At 67.0% G+C, this 19,508-nt stretch carries 8 protein-coding genes; 3 read left to right on the top strand and 5 right to left on the bottom strand.

The window, feature by feature from the left end:
* Positions 1-440: 440 nt before the first annotated feature.
* The 5 genes from AC5P57_RS12035 to AC5P57_RS12015 form a co-directional block, all read right to left on the bottom strand.
* Positions 441-10,715 carry a hemagglutinin repeat-containing protein gene (locus tag AC5P57_RS12035; RefSeq protein ID WP_495219585.1) on the bottom strand — a complete coding sequence of 3,425 codons (10,275 nt, stop codon included), beginning with the start codon at positions 10,713-10,715 and terminating at the stop codon, positions 441-443.
* Positions 10,716-10,802: 87 nt separating this feature from the next.
* Complete coding sequence (locus AC5P57_RS12030) at positions 10,803-12,485, bottom strand: ShlB/FhaC/HecB family hemolysin secretion/activation protein (protein WP_239503692.1); 1,683 nt, start codon at positions 12,483-12,485, stop codon at positions 10,803-10,805.
* A 256-nt stretch (positions 12,486-12,741) separates the two neighbouring features.
* The gene (locus tag AC5P57_RS12025; protein WP_262235486.1) at positions 12,742-13,431 is read right to left on the bottom strand and encodes a ComF family protein; all 690 of its coding nucleotides are present in this window, start codon (positions 13,429-13,431) and stop codon (positions 12,742-12,744) included.
* A gap of 88 nt (positions 13,432-13,519) precedes the next feature.
* Positions 13,520-14,689, bottom strand: a complete 1,170-nt coding sequence (locus AC5P57_RS12020; RefSeq protein WP_099555211.1) for an L-dopachrome tautomerase-related protein — start codon at positions 14,687-14,689, stop codon at positions 13,520-13,522.
* A 147-nt stretch (positions 14,690-14,836) separates the two neighbouring features.
* Complete coding sequence (locus tag AC5P57_RS12015) at positions 14,837-16,162, bottom strand: chloride channel protein (RefSeq protein ID WP_262235487.1); 1,326 nt, start codon at positions 16,160-16,162, stop codon at positions 14,837-14,839.
* Positions 16,163-16,365: 203 nt separating this feature from the next.
* Here AC5P57_RS12015 and bioB point away from each other — a divergent pair, with 203 nt between their 5' ends.
* The 3 genes from bioB (at position 16,366) to bioH (ending at position 19,497) form a co-directional block, all read left to right on the top strand.
* On the top strand, positions 16,366-17,409 hold the full coding sequence (bioB, locus tag AC5P57_RS12010) for a biotin synthase BioB (protein ID WP_005411515.1): 1,044 nt from the start codon (positions 16,366-16,368) through the stop codon (positions 17,407-17,409).
* Between the two features lie 67 nt (positions 17,410-17,476).
* Positions 17,477-18,700 (top strand): 8-amino-7-oxononanoate synthase, encoded by a 1,224-nt coding sequence (gene bioF / locus AC5P57_RS12005; protein WP_099555214.1) that lies wholly within the window; start codon positions 17,477-17,479, stop codon positions 18,698-18,700.
* A 17-nt stretch (positions 18,701-18,717) separates the two neighbouring features.
* Positions 18,718-19,497 (top strand): pimeloyl-ACP methyl ester esterase BioH, encoded by a 780-nt coding sequence (gene bioH / locus AC5P57_RS12000; protein WP_262235488.1) that lies wholly within the window; start codon positions 18,718-18,720, stop codon positions 19,495-19,497.
* The last annotated feature ends 11 nt before the right edge of the window (positions 19,498-19,508 follow it).

Genomic DNA, 19,508 nt, shown 5'->3' with positions numbered 1-19,508 from the left:
CAGATCTACTTCTATTGAAAGATCCACTCCGGCTGAAGCCCTCGAAGCGCCCTACGATACTCATCAATGTCGATGGTGACTAAAATTTTCGGGTCAGCATTGCACACTCTTCACACCTACAATCGTCAACGGTAGATCCATTGAAAACGGATCGCCATCGAAGCCCCCTGCCCGCTGAGGCGCACCCCAACTCGCGGAGTAAATGCCAAGGACCAAATTATCTCAATTACCCACCCAACCCCTCACGCTCCATAATATCCTTTAGCTCAACGGCCATCTTTACAGCCTCATCAATTGGAACTCCAACCCTCAATTCATACTCCTTCCCATTCAATGCTGCAAATGACTCTCGAATGCATGATAGAACCAGCTCGAGCTCTCGGGAGTTTAAGTGCAGAATAAGGTCCGCATCGTTAATTCTATCTAATTTCATTGAATTCTCAGTATGGAACTGATTGAGTCGGGAGAGTTGAGATATAGCCTTTCCAGTTTTTAGGCTGGAACGCGGTTCCTTCTCCGCCGTTTGGATTTCTAAAGACAACAGTACCTGTACTCTCTTGAATATATACCATCCGACCATCTTTGTAATAACGTATCGACGATGGATTGTTCATGACATTTTCAATATGACTTGCAAATTGCTCACGAGTGCGAATACCCAGCCCCTTGAATTCCCCCTGTACAAGCACGTGCTTTTCGAAGGCATGCCCACCCGCAATCTCCTGAGCGGCCAACTGGGTACGAAGCTTAGCGGCGTTCACCGCGTTCTCTGCACCGGAGCCTACAGCTGGACTTTCTTTGCCAATGTTACTACCAGGCAAGATAGGCCCCGTCGCCCCAGGAAGCTCCTTCTGCGCAAGCACCCTTCCGCCCACTCGGCTGATCGCCTGCTCGGCAGCCATCCGCACGAGTGAAACAGCAGCACCCGCCAAGGGATTCTGATCACCTTGATAGGTTGAAGCATTGAACGAATCCAGAACCCTCTTTCCCTGCACTGAGTTGTAGGGCCCCAGGGCAGAGTCCAGACCATCCATACCGGATTTGGCCGACAGGACGGCCACGCCAGCCAGCCCAATCGGTGCCGCACACAACACGACAGTCCCACAACCGGGCGTAGTTGCCACCGCGCCGGCGGTTGCTCCTACTGCTCCAGCCGCACCACCGACTGCCTGCACCCCTCCCTTGATTCGCATGAATGACTCATCGAACCGAAGGATCTGGTCATTCACTTGATCGATCGTTGAGTAGCCAAGGAAAGCATTGGCGCCCTTGATAAGCTGCTGCTCTGCCGCGTATCCACGTCCGCGTTTCTCCGAGGCCTCCAGCTGAGCCTTGTTCGGATCGCTATCCGGTACGCCGGCGGAACAATGAACCAGAGCACACATTGCGTCGTTCAAGCGCTGCTGCTCATCAGCAGTCTTGCCCTGCTTCAACGCATCCAGCTTCTTTGCTTCGTCAAGGTGCAGCTGCCGATTGAATCGATCTCCTGTAAGCGCAATGTTGGCGCCGGTGCTTCCACCGGCCAGTCCACCCACCATCGCACTACTGACCTCCATCAAGGACCGAAACTGGTCGGGACTGATCTCGCTCTGGTTGGCGGTGAGGTAATCCGAGATCGCCTTCTTGGCCTTCTCCGCACCGGCAGCACTCACCGCGCCCTTCAGGGCATCGGCCCCACCCAATGCGGCCATCGCTGCACCGGCCATGCCGTGCAGCAGTGCGCGGCCGTTGCCGCCGTCGGCCCAGAACGCCTTGCCTTCTTCGGTCTCCGCCTTCTGGCTCAGGTAGCTGCCCAGGTCACCCGCACCCTTGAACAGCAGCTGCCCACCCAGCTGCATCACCTCGGCGCGCTCCTGCATCTTGCGCAGGTCAACGGCCGACAACGCACTGTCGGTATCAAATCCGGTCGCGGTCCGATCAAGACCGGCCAGGGCACTTTCATTGCCATCGCGCACCACCACCGTGCCGGCGGCGATGTCCGAGTGGGTGGTGCTGCTGTCGTTCTTCTTCGTGCCGCCCAGCAGGCTCAGCCCTGCGCCGGCCGCGCTCCCCAGCGGGTTGCTGATGCCACCACCGCTGCTCATCCCGGTGCCGATGCCACCGCCACTGGTCTTGGCGCGGGATTCGTTCTCGATGTCGACAACGGTCAGGCTGCCGGTATCCAGGCGGTTCTTCGAGGCGTCGGCAGTACTGCCGATCACGCCGCCTTCCAGGTGCGTGTTGCCGCCCACGGTGATGTTGAAGCCACCGCTGCCGGCAACGATGCCGCTCTGTTCCTGCACGCTGCGCAGGTGGCTCTCGACCTTCTGCTGGCCGATGTTGACAGTGCCGCCGCTGCCATACACGAAGGTGCCGCCAGCCTGGGTCTGCTTGCTGGCGTAGTCGTCGGTGTCCTGCTCGCTGATGATGGACAGGTTGCCGCCGATGCTGGCCACCACCTTGTCGCCGCTCAGCTGGGCCCCCTGCAGCGTGGTGTCCTTGCCGCTGATGACGGTCAGGTTGCGGTCGGCGTCCACCACGGTTTCGACGTGCGTGGTGCCGTTGCCGCTGCCCTTGCCCTTGGCGGTGCTGGCCGACACGTACCAACCGGTCTGCGCGCCGATGCTGAAGCCGATCTCACCGCTGCCGCTCTTGTTCTTCGACGACTGCGTGTGGTCTTCCGCTTCGCTGCGCAGGGTGATGTTGTCCCGCGCGGCCAGCGCCACGTTGTCACCCTTCACCTGGCTGCCGATGATGTTCAGGTCACCGGCGGTGGCGACGATGCTGACGTCGCCCTGGCTGCGGATGGTGCTGCCCACCGCCGACTGGTCGTGGCTGGTCTGGCTGGCACTGGAGCTGGAGGCGCCGATGCCGATGCGCAGGCTTACGCCGTCAGTAGCGCCGGAAGCACCCTGCTGCATGGCGCCGCCCACGCCAGCGGCGGCATTGGCCGCCTGCACCGCGTACAGCGCCTTCAGGCGGTCATCCTGCGCGTTGCCGGCGGCCTTGGCCGCACCATATGCCGCCAGCGCGGCATCCACCACGCCGCCGGTCAGGCCGACGTTGATGCCGGCACTCTTCTGCTTGGTGCTCTGGTGTACGTCGGTGGTGCCCTGTGCCGCGTCGATCACCACCTGCCCGCCCACCAGCTGCGTACCGGTCTTCGACAGCACGTCCGAACCGGTGATGTGCAGCGTGTTGCCGGCGCTCAGGTTGACCCGGCCATCGGTTGAGCCGATCAGGCTGCCCTGTGGCGCGCTCTGCTCGATCTCCAGGCCCTTTTCCAGCTTGCTCTGGCCGATGGTCAGATTGAAGCCACCACCGCCGAACACGCCCGAGCGCTTGACGGTCTTGTCATGCTCTTCGCTGTGCGTGGAGGTGGCCGTGCCGATGGTCAGGTCACGGGTGGCGGCCACCACCACATCACCGGTGGCAGCCACCTGCGCCGCCTGCGCGACGACGTCACGGCCGGCGCCGATGGTGACCGTCTCGCCGCTGAGCGTAGTGCCCACCACCAGGCTGTCCCGGGTCGCGTCGTAAGTGGTGGTGGTCTTGCTCGACAGCAGGCTCTTCTTCCTGCGCGTGGTTTCCTGCTCCCAGCTGTGGTCCTCCTGTGCCGCCAGCAGATTCACGTCGCGCGTAGCGGCAATGCTGATGCCGCCGTCGGTGCTGCCGACCTGCGTGGCAGTGAGGTTGGCATCGCGCCCGGCCACCAGCGCAATGTCACCGCCGGCCTGCAGCGAAGTGCCGTGCACGGTCTCGTCCATGCTCTGCGTGGTCTGCGAGAAACGCTTGCCACGGCTCTGCTGCTGGCTGGTGTTGGTGGTGGTTTCGGCCTGCAGGTTGAGATCGCGCCCGGCCACCACGGCCAGGCCGTCGCCGGCCTTCAGCTGCGCGGCCTGCAGGTTCACGTCCTGCCCGGCCTGCATGCCCAGCGAGCCACCGGCCTCGATGCCACTGGCGTTGAGGGTTTCGCGCGTGTAGCGGTTACTGCCCCAGCCGCCCTGTTCGGTGGTGGTCAGTGCGTTGAGGTTGATGTCGTTGCCGGCCGTGGCATGGACGCTGCCACTGGCCTTGGCGGTCACTGCCGTCAGGTTCAGATCGTGGCCAGCGTCCAGCGACAGGCTGCCGCCGACATCAAGCGTGGTGCGGCGCAGGCTGCCATCACCCTGCATCTGCGTGGTGAGGTTGAGGTCGCGGCCGGCCTCCAGCGCCGCGTTGCCGCGGGCACTGGCCTGCGAACCGACCAGTGCCAGGTCACGCCCGGCTTCCAGCGCCAGGCTGCCGCCGCTGCGGATGCTGGCCACGTCGATGCCGCTGACACTCTTCAGGTCGCGGCCGGCCACCAGGGCCACGTTGCCGCCCTGGATCAGGCCGCTGTTGTTGAGGATGTCCTCCACGGCGGTGATGCGGGCATTGCCACCCGCGGAAATGCCACCGCGATCGTTGAGCAGGCTGCCGGTGTCGATGGTCAATCGATCATCGGCGCGGATCATGCCCTGGTTGGACACATTGCCGGCGCGGATCTCCACCGACTCGCCAGCGATGGCGGCGCCCCCCAGATGCAGGCGGCTGGCGGTGGCCTGGGACAGGTACACCACCGGCACCAGCACCTTCTGCCCGTCCACTTCCTGGGCGACCATCCACACGATGTCTTCGTTGAGCGCGGCCACCTGTTCGGCCGACAGTGCCACGCCCACGCTCAGCTGCTGGCGCGCGGCTTCGCTCACGCCGGCATCCATCATGGCGCGGTATTGGCCCATGCCATCGCCCTGGTCGGCATCCAGGTAGCGACGCCCGGTCAGGCCGGTGATCTGTTCCATCACCAGGCGCTGCTCGTAGAAGTCGTCACCCATCCGACGCAGCTGCTTGTCGGGGTCCAGGTTCAGGCGCTGGAACATGTAGTCCGAGCCGATCCACTGCCCGAAGTTGGCGAAGCGCGGATCGGTTTCCACCAGCCAGCGCTGGTTGCCCGGATTGACCGTGTACAGGCCGCCACTGGGCAGCGACAGGCCCGGCAGCGGATTCTGCGGGCTGCCCACCACCTGCGGCGGCGGCACCGTGGTGACACGGCCCGGTCCCGGTGTGCCGGTATCACCGGCCATGCCGGCGCCCTGCGCCTGCGCGCTGGCCGGACCGGTGGCCACGCCCTGCTGTGCATCCGGTGCGCCAGCGTTGCCGCCGACCGCGCCGGCGCCCTGCTGCTGGCCCAGTTCGGGTGCGTAGGCGTTGTTGCCCTGCCAACCGGCAACGTCCAGCGGCGTGCCACCGCTGTGCGCGGTGACCACGGCGTTGTTGACCTCGCGCGCTTCGATCTGCACCTTGCGGCCGGCGGTGATGCTGGCATTGCCACCAGCCAGCGTGACCTGCTTGGTGACCGTGCTGGTGCCCAGCGCACGGCTGCCGCCATAGATCTCGAAGTCGCAGCGGCTGGGGCAGGGGCGGTAGGTGTAGTCGATGGTCGACGTACGCTGGACCACCTTGTAGCCGGCCAGCGCCTCGTTGTTGACCACGCCGGCCCAGTCATTGGGGTCTTCGCTGTTGGACGAGCCGCGGCCGTTGATCGAGAGGTTGCGACCGGCGGCGATGGCCGAGTTCCGGTTGTCGACCGAGCCGCCGGACATCTGCATGTCGCGACCGGAAATCAGCTGCGACGCCGCGCTGGCGGCGATGACGGTGGTGCCTTCCAGCACCAGGTCCTTGTGCTCGGTCCAGACCTCCAGCACGGCACAGTCGCCCGGGCACAGCTTGCCCGGCGGTGCCGGGCCGTCGATGCCATCGACCCTGAACGTCCCGCTGTCCGGATCGGCAGCGCCTTCGTTGCCGCTGTAGACCTTGTGCTGGGTGACCAGCACACGACGTTCGTTGGCCACGCCCAGTGCAGCAAGGATCAGGTCGTTCTCGGCCTGGATGCGCCCGGAACGGTTGCGGATCTGCTGGGCATTGCCGCCGTTCCAGCCCTGCAGGCGGATGTCGCCCAGGCTGAAGAGCTCGCCGTCGAGGTTGTCGATGTAGTTGGCATACAGGTTGATGCGGCCGGTGGCCGCCATCAGCCCTTCGTTGTAATCGCGAGCGACCAGCGTGTCGCCTAGGTCGCGGCCGTTGGTGATGCGCGAGGCGCGCAGTTCCAACGCGTTGCCCATCAGGGTGCCGGTGTTGGTGATGGTGGCAGCCGACACCTCCACCGTATCGCCGTCCACGCGACCGGCATTGCTGAAATCGCCCGCCGTACTCAGCGCGACACGACCACTGCCATTGCCTGCCGTGGCGTTGATCTGCCCGCCAGCGCTGTTCTCGATCCGGGCCGCCGAGACTTCAAGGGTGCCCTTGCTCTCCAGGCGCCCCTGGTTGACCAGTGCACCGGCCACGTCCAGCTTCAGCAGCCCGTTGCTCTCCAGGCGCTGGCCGTTGCCATGCACGTAGTCACCGGCCAGCGTCAGGCGCAGCTCGCTGCCGCCGAACAGGCGGCCGATGCCGCTGAAGGCCTGCAGGCGTGCGCCGAGTGCTTCATAGGCGCTGATTTCGCCACCACCATTGGCCAGGCTGCCCAGCGTCAGCTGGCTCTGGCGACTGAGCAGCCGGCCGTTGCTGTTGTCCAGCGCGGCAAGATCCAGGCGCAGCAGATTGCCTGCGCTGAGCTGGCCACCTACGTTGAATACCTGTGCGCCGGCGCGCTCCAGGTACAGGGTATTGGCGGCATGGACCATGCTGCCGGCGTTGTCCAGCGAAGCGGTCTGCAGGCGCAGGTCGGTTCCAGCCACCAGCTTGGCCTGGCCGCCTTCGGCGCGGTTGTCCACGCTGCCTGCGGTCAGCGTCAGCGCACCACCGGTGCTGCCCAGGGTGCCGCCACGGTTGTCCAGCGCACCGGCCGATTCCAGCGACAGCTGCCCGATGCCGTTGGCCACGATGCGGCCGCCACGGTTGCCCACCGAAGCAGCGCGGATGTTCGCAGCGCCCTGTGCTTCGATGTTGCCCTGGCTGTTGTCCAGTGCCTGGCGGATCTGCAGATCCAGCGAGGTGCCGCCGTGGACCAGGCCACGCTGGTTGGCCAGCGCACCCGCAACGTCGAGCCCGAGTTCCTGGCGAGCGTACAGGTTGCCATCCACGTTGCGCAGGTCGCCCGTGCGGCTGGTCACGCGCGCACTGCCCTCGGCGCCCAGCAGGCCATTGCTGTTGTCCAGCTGGGAGGCCAGCACCTGCAGCTGGCCGACACCACGCTGCACGATGGTGCCAGTGCGGTTGTCCAATGCCCCCGTGGCGTCCACGGTAAGGGTGCCGCCGGCATCAAGGCGGCCACCGGCGTTGACGATCTCCGTACCGGTCACGCGCGCACCGGTGCCCGCGGTCAGCGTACCGCCGCTGTTGTCGAGGCGACCAGCAACGGCCACGTCCGCCTCGCCGTTGCCGACGATCAGGCCAGCACCGCTGTTGTCCAGCGTACCGGTCTCGATCTTCAGCACACCCGTGCCCGCGTGCTCGATGCGGCCGCCCTGGTTCAGCAGCTGCGCAGCTTTCAGGTGGACACTGCCAGCATTGGCGGCGATGCGCCCGCCGGTGTTGCGCAGAGCACCTGTCAGGCTCAGTTCAAAGGGGTCCGTACCGGTCTGCAGCAGTTCGCCGGCGCTGTTGTCCAGCGCGGCTGCGAGCAGGCCGATGCGCGTGCCCTGCAGGCTGCCCGCATTGCGCAGCAGGTCGGTGGCACGCAGGTCGAGCAGCCCGATCGCGGTCAGGCTGCCGCCGGTATTGCGCCACTCACCGCTGCGCGCCTGCGCCAGCAGGGTGCCACCCGACCAGACCTGGCCACCCTCCAGCAGCAGGCTGTCGCCCAGCAGGTGAACCTGCTGGCCGGCGTTGATCTGGCCGGCATTGCGCAGCTGCTGGCGCGCATCAAGGGTGACGCTGCCGGTGCTGCCGACCTTGCCGTCGGCCAGCAGGCCCGCCACGATCACGCCGCTGTTGTCGATCTGCCCTGCCCGTACCTCGATGTCACCCGAGGCCAGCATGCGTCCGCGGTTGCTGGCCTGGGCGGCCTGCAGCGTGACGGTGCGCGCCTGCACGTCTGCCGTCGTGCGCAGTGCCTGCGCGGCCTGCAGCGAAAGCGCGCCGCTGGCGAACAACGCGGCCTGGTTGTCCAGGTCGCCACCGCTGCGCACCTGCAGATCGGCAGCGCTGTCGATCGTTCCCTTCAGCGTCACGTCGGCATCGGCGGACAGCACGACGCCCTGCTGCGCAAAGACCTTGCCCGACTGCTCCAGGCTGCCGCCCGCGTGGGCGGTGAGCGTGCCGGCGGCCAACGTGCGCCCGCCCAGCACCAGTGTCTGGTCACTGCTGAGCTGCACGTTGCCACGCTCGCTGCCCAGTTCACCCTGGCTGTGCAGGGTCCGGCCCCGCACCTGCAACGCCTGGCCGGCTACCAGGCTGCCCTGGTTGTCCAGCGAATCGCGCGCGGTGACATCGACATCACCGGCGCCGTAGAGGTCGCCACGGTTGTCGATCACATCGGCCGTAGCCGTCAGTGCCCCCTTGGCGAACACGTTGCCTGCGTTGTCCAGCGTCACCGCATCCAGCTGCAGCGACTGCGCACTGGACAGGTTGCCGCCGGCGCGGTTGTGCAGCGCGTCGGTACGCGCGTCAAGCGCGCCATCGCTGGCGACTACACCCGCGTTGTCCAGCGTGGTGGTACGCAGCCGGGTGCGATCACCACCATAGATCACGCCGCTGTTGGCCAGTCCGGAGGCGTGCAGATCCAGGGTCTGCTGGCCGTGCAGGCGACCATCATTGGTCACCTTCTGCATGTCCACGGCCAGCACGCGTGCCAGCGCCGTGGCGGCCGCCTGCTGGCGCAGGGTGCCGCCCTGCAGGGTCAGGGTGCCGCCTGCTTCAAGCCGGTTGCGGTTGTCGAGCGTGGCAGCGGACAGACGGGCATCGGCTGCACTGCCGATGATGCCGGCGTTGTCCAGCACATCCGCGTCGACCTGCAGGCCCTTGCCACCCTGGATGCTGCCGGTGGCGTCATTGTCAATGCGTGCGTTGGCCTTCAGCGCCAGCAGATCCACCGCCTGCAGCGTGCCGCCGTTGCGCAGACGGTCGACCGTCAGCGAGGCCTGGCGGGCCTCAAGGGTGCCTTGGTTGTCCACGCCGCCGGCAGACAGTTCCAGCGCCTGCTCGGAGAGGATATGCCCGGCGTTGTCCAGCTGCTGGCGCGCCTCGGCCTTCAGCAGTGCGCCCGCAGACAGCTCGGCACCCTTCACCTGGGTGATGCGGTCGGCCGCTGCACGCAGGTTGGCACCGGCACCGATGATGCCCTCGTTGTCGATGCTGACCGCGTCGAGATCGACGTCGGCGTCGCTGTACAGCTGCCCTGCGTTGTGCAGCTGCGCGGCCTGAATCCGTACGCTCTGGTTGCCCAGCAGCAGGCCGGCGTTGTCCACCTGGCGGGCCTGCACGTCCAGCGCCTGCGCGCCCAGGCGCGCGCCCTTGTCCTGCACCAGCGTGTCGGCGCGCACGGCAAGCCCGGCGCCTGCGGTCACCTGTGCACGGTTCTGCACCTGTGCGGCAGCCAGCGCGATGCTGCCCGCGCTCTTCACCGTGTCAGCCAGGGTCAGCATGCCACCGGCGTCCAGCTGCATCTGCGCGGCCTGCGCGCTGCCAGCCAGGTCCAGATTCTGGATGGCGCGTACCGCCATCGCACCGCCTGCCGACGTGGAACCGGCAAGCGACGCCTGCCGGGCACGGATCTGAAGATCGCCCTGCGCGTACTGCGTGCCGTCGGCCTTCAGGTCGCCGTCGGTCTCGATCTGCAGGCGGCCCGCGGCCGCCGTGCGTCCATTCAGACGGACATCGCCGGCCTGGGTCAGGATGAAGTCGCCTGCATCGGCCACCATCTGGCCGGCGCTGCGCACGCCCACACCGGCCTCGGTGCCGACCAGGCGGATCTTGCCTGCATACATGCCACCGAGAGCGGCAACGTCCAGGCCGAACTGCGGGCGTTCGCCTTCTCCGCTGATCGCCTGCGTCGCCAGCGTCTGGGCATCGATCTGGTTGGCGCCGGTGACCACGTTCACCTGGCGTGCCCACAGGCCGGCGTTGAGCTGCACCGCGCGGGCCAGCAGGTCGACGCCTTCCAGGTTGCCGGCATCCAGGCCGTTGCCTTCCAGGCGGATCGTTCCACGGGACACCCGGAACGCCGACAGGCTGCCATCGTTGCCGAACACCGGGGTGCCGGTGGTCAGCGTGCCCCGGGTGGTGTTGATGAAGCCGCAGCCATCGCAGGTGATGCCATTGGGGTTGGCGACGATCACCGCCGCCGAGTGGCCGGCCACCTCGATATGGCCCTGCAGGCGCGAGGCGTTGGTGGACGTCACCTCGTTGAGGATCAAGCGTGCCGACTGGCCCGGCTGCAGGTTGCCGTTGCCCTGGATGTAGCCACCCAGCTGGGTCTGTACGGTGCTCGCGCTGTTGTTGAGGATCTGTCCCTCGCGCCCGACGTTGTAGTCCTGGAAGCGGTTATGCGAGACACCGCCGGCGTTGGGGCGGTTGATCTGGATGACCGGCACGCCGTTCGCCGACTGGTCGGCCCGCGCCTGCTCGCCGGCCTGCACCTGCACCTGGGCAAATGAGCTGCCTGGGGCCAGGAACGCCATTGCCAGGGTGGCGCTCGCCATCGTGATGCGCAGGCGCGTGGCCCAGACAGCGCCCGAAGCGGACAGGGACAAACTGCGGAATACGTTCTTCATGCCAGGTACTTCCATCAACCCAGGGGGAACTGCACACACACAACAACCCGGTCACGTCGCCACCCGGCGACGGTGCTTCCAGCCGGATCAGAACTGCCAGGACGCGCGGAATCCGATCACGTGCCCGCGTGCCTCATGCTTGAGCCACGCCGGGCGGCTCATCGGTACGCCGACGAAGCCATCCCACGCCAATCCGCCCAGCTCGCCACGTGCACCCAGGTGCGCACCGCTGAGGGTTCCGCCGCCGATACCCTGGCGGTCGTCGCGCTCGATGTGGCCGATATCGATGCCCGCGTAGGGCGCGATGGCGCGATGTGCCATCCAGCTGATGCTGTTGCGCCAATAGCCACCGCGGCTGCCGCCGAGTGGCACCTCGCCGTCGAAGCCGTTGACGGTATAGCGGCCACCGACGCTGATGAACTCCGAGCCATACAGCGTGTCCTCGCTCCACTGGTAGCGGAGCGCGGTGTTCCATGCCAGCGGGCGCGGCCCGGAGGTCAGTGCGCCACCGGCGCCGATATCCAGCGTAGTCAGCCCATAGCGGAACGTCGGCGCCAGGTCATCGCGGCCCACGGCGTCATCATCGCCTCCCAGCCAGGGCACGCCGCGGCGGTGCGCCAGGCGGACATCGGCCTGGACCCGCCCCAGGTACTGGCGGTGCAGCAGCGCCAGCTCGACCGAGGTGGTACGGCGGCGCTGGCCTTCGATCTCCACGCCTTCCACGTAGCTGTGCGACGACCGTTGCGCCACGCGCAGTTCAATGCCGCTGCGATAGCTCTGGCCACGCACCAGCAGCCGTTCCACGGCCAGATCGACGTTGCTGGAGGTGCCGGTGCTGGCGAACGTGTCGGCGTTGCTGGCGATGGTCTGCTTGTAGCGCGAGCTGTAGGTACTGGTGCTGAAACGCCAGTTGCCCAGCGGAACCGACCACGATGCATTGAAGCCGTGGGTACCCCGGCCCTTGTCGGCACTGCCGTCGCTGCTGACGCCAATGCTGAGCAGGTCGTTGACGCGAGCCAGGTTGTCTACCCAGGCGGTCGCGCCGACCTGCTGCTTTCCGGTCGCACGGCTGCCGGCATCGTCCAGCGACACCGAGGCACGCCAGCGCTTGCCGTGGCGGATGCTGATGACCACGTCCGATTCGCCGGGCGCCTCGCCCGGCACCAGCTCCATGCTTACGTCCTGCGACGGAACGCGCTTGAGCTGTTCCAGGCCCTGTTCCAACGCGCGCAGATTGAGCACGTCCCCCGGCCGCGCGGGAAACGCGCTCTTCCACATCGAATCGGGTACCTCTTCCACGTTGAAGCGGATCTGCCGGATCACGCCTGGCACCAGCTGCAGGCGCAGGGTTCCGCTGCCCAGGCTCTGCTCGGGCAGGCCAATGCGGGTGGTCACGTAGCCCTTGGCCAGCGCCAGATCCGACGCACGCCGGACGATCAGCGCAATGCCCTGCTGGCCCACGCAGCGGCCACGGTAGCGGTCGAGATAGCGCTGCAGGAACGCGAACCGCCCCAGATGCGCGCCGTCAAGCTGCAGCTGTTGCAAGGTGAAGCACGGTTCTTCGTCCGGCAGTTCCAGCGAATGCATATCGGTGGCAGCGGCCGGTTGTTCGCGCGATACATCCGGCAATGCCTGCCGCTGCTCACGCTCGCGTGCCTCGCGCTCGGCGCGTTCGCGCAGTTCCTGCTGCTCGACGAACGAAGGACTGGCCGACTGCGCATGCACGACGCCGATCCACAACAGCCCCGCGGTGCCCAGAACGGCACGCATGCTGCATCCTGCTTTCCTGTTACCCATCAACGACTTCCTTGTCCAGCATTGGTACAGACCTGAAGCTGTGAACAGACATCGTGCAGATAGAACGTGCGGCCAACACCGACTCGACCGCCAACCGCTATCGGCGGGAGTGCGCGGAACTTTAGGGTCTTTGCATCCGCGCACCCATTGCGGCGACGCAGTCGAGCACCGCGCGCTGAAGGATGGGCATCCTTCAGCAGCCGTCATATGGTGTCAATCGCTCCGGCCGTCACGGCACCCGTGCGCACACCCAGACCCGCACGTCCTTGGCGCCCGCCAGCCGCAACGTCTCGGCGATTTCCATCACGGTGCTGCCGGTGGTCATCACGTCGTCCACGACGGTCAGCCGTGTGGGTGGCGACAAGCGCGTGCCGAATGCGTCAAAGAGATTGTCCCGGCGCTGTTCTGCGCTGCGCTCGGATTGCGGCGCGGTGTGGCGGCGCCGGTAAAGCCCCTGCCAGACCGGCATCGGCAACAGGCGGCACAGTTCGGCGGCCTGGTTGTAGCCACGCTGGCGCAGGCGTCGCGCATGCAGCGGCACCGGCACCAGCGGCGCGCACGACCAGGGTGGTGGCGCGCGCTGCATCAGCTGTGCGAGCAGGCGCCCGGCCGCCAGGTCCTGATGGAACTTGTAACGCACCAGCAGCTGATCGACGGGTGGAAGGTACAGCAGGCTGGCATGCGTGGCGGCCTGCGGCGGCACCTCGTCGCGGCATATGCCGCAGACAATCAGGGCGTTCCCGGGTAGCGGGAGTGCGCAGCGCAGGCAGGCACGACCGGCCCAGGGCAGTTCGGCAAGGCAGGCGCGGCACAGGTCAAGTTCATCGTGGCCCGGCTCGCCACAGACCAGGCAGCGCAGTGGCAGCAGCACGCGAAGTGCTGCCTCCAGAAGACGAGTGGGCGTGGACAGGGCTGGCATGCGCTACAGCCTGAACGCGCCGCGGTCCCGAGGCCATCAGGCGCACGCTCTTCAGCCCGTAGGCATCCTTACCAGTTTACGGAGCACTTCACCGCGTCGGCGCAGGCTTCGCATCCACCCGGGTGCGATACACCATGTACGGCGTCTGCCGGCGATCCACGCCACCATTGAAGCCAGCCTGTCGATGCAGCTGGTTGGCGGTGAAGTACAGATAGCCGTCCGGCCCCATCGACAGCGTATCCGGCCACAGGATGCGCGGGTCGTGCACCACCGTCGTCCATCGCCCCTGCGCGTCGCGGGCATGGATGGCGTTGTGCTCGTAATCGCTCGCATACAGCCGGCCGTTGGCGTCCATCTCCATGCCATCGGAGGCGCCCTTGTCGCCAAGGTCGACCACAGCTGCCGCCAGTGCCGCCTCACTCACCTTCGGGTCGCGCAGCAGCGCGGTCGGCACGCTGTACAGATGACGGCTGGACAAGGGCGTGTAGAACAGCGTGCCGCCATCGGGCGACAGGGCGATGCCATCGGCGGCCACGGTAAACGGCGCCGATGAACCATCGGCGTTACGCAGCTGCATCTGCTGCCCTTCCACGATCGGCACGAAGGCGGCATCGGCCGAGGTGGATACGTGGCCGACCAGTCGCTTGGACGCGACGCCAGTGGCGAGGTCGATCACGATGATGCCGCCGATACCGCTCAGCGACGAGTCGGTCACGTAGGCCACGCCCTCGCGGCCAACCCGGAAATCGAAGCGCACATCGTTGACATAGGTGCGCGCGTCGATGACGTTGGCCGGGAACACCAGCGTCTTGACCACGGTGTTGGTGGCAAGGTCGATCGCCACCAGTTTGGCACCTCCGGCCTGTGGCGCAGAGAACCCGGGCGCGGCGGTGTCCAGCACCCACAACCGGCCCTGGCCATCGGCCACCACGCTCTGCACGCTGATGAAGTGTGCAGCCGGGTCCGCTCCTTCCGCGCTGTTGATGCGCGCATCCGGATAGGGCACGGCGCGGCCGTCGCGCCATTCGGCCACGCTGTAGGCCACCTCATCGCCCCAGCGCGGGAAGTTGACGAAGATGCGCCCGGTTTCAGATACCGCCACGCTGGTGGGCATGGCGCCTTCGAAACGCGCCACCGGTTCGAGGGTGCCGATGCTGCGCTCGCTGGGCAGCAATGGGGTACCGGCGATCGCCAGCATGGGGGAACTGGCCAGGGCCAGGACGGCAGCCGCCAGGCTGCGGATACGGCAGTTGATCATGGTCGCTCTCGATGCAGGTCCGGGTGCAGCCCCGGCGTGGGTGCATCTTCAGCGGCGCACCTGGCATCGAGTAGACGGTGCAACGGGGAATCAGCTTCACTGCAGGAGTGAAGATTGCGACCTGATTGATCCTGTTGATCAAGGTAATCAGCGATGCCTATCAGCTGGCTCTGCTTGCGGCGCCATCAACACCTCCGCCAACCCGCGGTAGATCGGCACGCGGCAGACCAGCCCGGACACGCCGCGCGCGATCAGCACCGTGGCCAGGATCGGCAGCAGCAGATCGCCGCTGTCGGTCAGCTCCAGCGAGATCACCGCCGAGGTCAGTGGTGCCTGGGTGACGCCGGTCAGGTAGGCGCACATGCCCAGCAGCACGAACGCGCGCGGGTCCACGCCCGGCATCAGTACCGCCAGGTTGTGGCCCAGTCCCGCGCCGACCGCCAGCGCCGGCGAGAACAGGCCGCCGGGAATGCCGGCCACGTACGATGCGAGGTTGGCCAGCAGCTTCATCAGTCCGAACTCGTGGCCGACCATCGCCTGCCCCTGCACCAGGCTGCGCGCCTGCTCGTAGCCGGTGCCGAACGCGCCTTCACCGAAGACCAGGGCGAGCAGTACCACCACCAGGCCGCAGCCTGCGGCCAACAGAACCGGATGCCGCTGCCGCAGTTGCCCGAGCCAACGCGGGCGGCCCGCCGCACTGGCCAGCACCGCGCGCGCGAACAATCCGCCCAGCAACCCAGCCACCACGCCGCATAGCAGGATGGCCAGCCAGCCCTGGCCGAGCGGCAGGCGTGCGCTCACATGGCCGAAGTAGGTGTAGTTGCCCAGCAGGCCCAGCGACACCACGCCACCGACGATCACCGCGGTCAGCAGGGTGCCGGAGAAACGATGCTCGAAACGGCCGCTGAGCTCCTCGATGGCGAAGACGATTCCGGCCAACGGCGTGTTGAACGCCGCCGCGATACCCGCCGCACCACCGGCCAGCAGGAAGTGCGAGAGCTCGCGGGGATCCTTGAAACCGAACCAGCGACCGAACAGATACATCAGGCTGGCGCCCACATGCACCGTGGGACCTTCGCGCCCGACCGACGCGCCGCCGAGCAGCGACAACGACGTCAGCAGCAGCTTGCCGGCTGAGACCGCAGGCGAAAGATTGGTCTTCCGGAATGGCTCATCGGGCTTGTCCAGCGCAGCGATGACCTGCGGAATACCGCTGCCCCGCGTGGGTTTCAGCACACCGGCGGTCAACCAGGCCAACAGCGCGAAGATGCCGGGCGTGAGCAGCAGGGCCCACCACGGCGAGTGCGTTGTGATCCGCTGGAATAGATGGAAGGCCGCGTCGCTGGCCTTGGCGAACAGGATGGCCACCAGCGCCACGGCCACGGCGCCGCCCCAGAGCGCAGCACGGCGGCGCCAGGCCTCGCTGAGAACCAGCGCGGTGATGCGGCCGCGGAGGCTGTAAAGATCAAACATGGGCAGGAGTCTGCGCGCTGTCGTACCGGTTGGGCAGCGGCCACTGTGGCCGAAGGCCTTGCTGGATACGGTGAAACACCGCATTTCCACCGCACCTGACTGGATGCGCGCACTGTAAACCATTGTTCGAATAATATTGTTGACAGCCTTCATCTACCCACCCACACTGCCGCCCTCGCTCCATTCGTACCCAAGGTCCCGCCATGGCTGCTGCCATCCGCCACGACTGGCAACACGACGAACTGCAGGCGCTGTTCGATCTGCCGTTCCCCGAGCTGCTGTTCCGCGCCGCCGCGGTCCATCGCGAGCACTTCGACCCAGCGCAGGTGCAGGTGTCCACGCTGCTGTCGGTGAAGACCGGTGGCTGCCCGGAAGACTGCGCGTACTGCCCGCAGGCGCAGCGCTACAGCACCGGGGTGAACGCGCAGAAGCTGATGGAGACCGATGCGGTGCTGGCCAAGGCACGCCAGGCCAAGGCCGCCGGCGCATCGCGCTTCTGCATGGGCGCGGCGTGGCGTTCGCCGAAGGACCGCGACATCCCGAAGGTGGCGGCGATGATCGCCGGGGTGAAGGCACTGGGGCTGGAGACCTGCGCCACGCTGGGCATGCTCAGCGGCGAGCAGGCGCGTGCGCTGAAGGATGCGGGTCTGGACTACTACAACCACAACCTCGACACCGCGCCGGATTACTACGATTCGATCATCCACACGCGCCAGTACCAGGACCGCCTGGACACGCTGGAGCATGTGCGCGATGCCGGCCTGAAGACCTGCTGCGGCGGTATTGTCGGCATGGGCGAGACGCGCGCGCAGCGCGTTGGCCTGCTGCTGGCGCTGGCCACGTTGCCGGCACACCCCGATTCGGTGCCGATCAACAAGCTGGTGCAGGTGGCGGGCACGCCGCTGCATGGCAGCGCCGAACTGGACCCGTTCGAGTTCGTGCGCATGATCGCGGTGGCCCGCATCGCCATGCCGCGCTCGATGGTGCGGCTGTCGGCCGGCCGCGAGGCGATGAGCGACGAACTGCAGGCGCTGTGCTTCCTGGCCGGTGCCAATTCGATCTTCTACGGCGACAAGCTGCTGACCACCGGCAACCCGGAAAGCGAACGCGACCTGGCCCTGTTCGCGCGGCTGGGTCTGCAGCCAATGGCAGTACAGGTGGATGCCGAAGGCCACGACCACGGCGGCACCGTGCACGCCGATATCAGCGCCGATACGCCCGGCTGCGGCTGCGCTCACGCGGCCTGAGACGGGCCGCAAGCAGGCGCAGCGGCAACGCGCTACCCTAGCCGCCCCGTCGACGCATTCAGCCACCATGGCCCGCCCCGACCTGACCGCCCGCCTCCACGCCCAGCGCGCTCTGCGCGATGCCCAAGGCCGTCGCCGCCCGCGACGCACGGTCACCCGTCGTGATGGCGTGCGCCTGGAAGTGGACGGCCAATGGCTGACCGGCTTCTGCAGCAACGACTACCTGGGCCTTGCCCAGCAGTTCAGCGTGGTCAACGCGCTGCAGGACGCCGCCGCACGCGAAGGCGCTGGCGCTGGTGCCTCGCACCTGGTCTGCGGCCACCACGCGATGCACGACGCACTCGAACGCGAGGTGGCCGAGTGGCTGGGTTACCCGCGTGCATTGCTGTTCGGCAGTGGCTTCGCCGCCAATCTGGCGGTGCAGCAGGCACTGCTGAGTGAAGAGAACGATGTCTGCGTACAGGACAAGCTCAACCACGCCAGCCTGCTCGATGCCACCCGGTTGGCCGGTGCACGTCTGCGTCGTTATCCGCATCTGGATGCGGAAGGCGCGATGCGTCAGCTCAAGCACGCGCCCGATGGCGCGGCAATGCTGGCCACCGATGGTGTCTTCAGCATGGATGGCGACATCGCACCGCTGCGTGCATTGTCGCTTGTGGCACGCCTGCAGCAGGCGCTGTTCTATGTGGATGATGCGCACGGTGTAGGCGTGGTCGGTGATGGCCGTGGTGCCGTGGCCGCCGCAGGACTGGGCGTGGACGATGTGCCGCTGCAGCTGGTCACACTGGGCAAGGCGCTGGGTGGTTCCGGTGCACTGGTGCTGGGCCGCGACGACCTGATCGAGCATCTGGCCGAAACCGCGCGCCCGTACATCTACACCACCGCCGTGCCACCGGCGATGGCCGCCGCTGCACTCGAAGCGGTGCGTCTGGCGCGCAGGGACAACTGGCGCCGCTCCAAGCTGGCCGACCTGATCGCGCTGTTCCGCAGCGAAGCACGCCGCCACGGGCTGGACCTGATGGCCTCGGAAACGCCGATCCAGCCGCTGCTGTGCGGCGATGACCACAGCGCCATGGCGATGTCCAAGGCGCTGGAACAGGCCGGCTGGCTGGTCGGCGCGATCCGCCCGCCGACGGTGCCGGAAGGCAAGGCGCGCCTGCGCGTCACGCTGTCCGCACTGCATGCACCGGAACAGGTGCGGGGTCTGGTCGAGGCCATCGCCAACGCGCGCGATCGCGTCGACCTGGCCGTACGCGAAGCCGCCCCACCGCCGCTGCCCGCTTTTGCCTGAGTTCCGTGTAGTTGCCCATGCATATTGAAGTCACCGGCCGTGGGCCGGACCTGGTGTTGATCCACGGTTGGGCCCTGCAGGGCGGCGTGTTCGCGCCGCTGGTACAGCGGCTTGCGGACCAGTTCACCCTGCATCTTGTCGACCTGCCCGGCCACGGGCACAGCCGCGAGGACACCACGTCGCTGCGCCTGCCGTTCGTGGTCAGTGCCATTGCCGCGGCCACGCCGCTGGCGGTGTGGTGCGGCTGGTCGCTGGGCGGCCTGTTCGCATTGCACGCGGCGGCAACGCTGCCGAAGGTACGCGGCCTGGCAATGATCGCCGCCACGCCGCGCTTCGTGCGTGGCGAGGATTGGCCGCACGCGGTGGAACCGGCGGTGTTCGAGCAGTTCGGGCGCGAGCTGGCCAACGATTTCGGCGGCACCCTGGAGCGCTTCCTGGCACTGGACGTGATGGGCTCGGCGCACGCCCGCGAGGAGCTGCGCACGCTGCGCCAGCGCCTGGTCGAGCGCGGCGCCCCCACTGAACGCGCCCTGCTGGAAGGCCTGCGCCTGCTCGAAAGCACCGACCTGCGCGGCGCCCTGCCAGCGCTGGGGAAGCCCAGCCTGTGGATCGCCGGCCAGCGCGACCGCCTGGTGTCACCGGTCGCCATGCAGGCCGCTGCGGCGCTGGCCCCGGGCGCGCAGGCGCTGACCATCGCCCACGGCGGCCATGCACCCTTCCTCGGCCATGCCGAGGAGGTGGCGGCCGCCCTGCAACACTTCGTTGCCGGCCTGTCACCGGCCGATGGCGGACAATGAGCGCCTACCGA

The sequence above is a fragment of the Stenotrophomonas sp. YJH_SMC_79 genome (assembly GCF_059367995.1).
The sequence above is the reverse complement of the archived record's forward strand: the minus strand, read 5'-3'. Positions and strand labels throughout refer to the sequence as shown.